This window comes from Chromohalobacter sp. HP20-39 (assembly GCF_033052815.1).
GTDB lineage: Bacteria > Pseudomonadota > Gammaproteobacteria > Pseudomonadales > Halomonadaceae > Chromohalobacter.
In genome coordinates this window covers 1-246 of sequence record NZ_JAWHTP010001029.1, presented here as the reverse complement: position 1 = coordinate 246, position 246 = coordinate 1, and the positions used below count along the sequence as shown (strand labels likewise).

Sequence of the window (246 nt, the reverse complement as noted above, 5' to 3'; positions counted from 1 at the left end):
CCGGGCAACATCGCCGTGCAGAAATACATGAACGCGCGAAAGGTCCCGCAGCTGTTCCTGGCGGCCGCCGCCAGCAAGCTGTCGGACCCCGCGGTCAATCCGTGGACGATGGTTGGCGGGACCACCTACGAGATCGAGGGCGCCGTCGTCGGCCGCTATATCGCAGGCACTTTCCCGGACGCGAAGATCGGCCTGCTGTACCAGAACGACGATGCCGGCAAGGCAACGCTGTCGGGTCTGAAGACC

Annotated in this window: 1 pseudogene; it reads left to right on the top strand. The window is 65.0% G+C overall.

The features are described 5' to 3' along the window. A pseudogene (locus tag RVY79_RS21045) lies at positions 1-246 on the top strand (hypothetical protein); the annotation flags it as partial.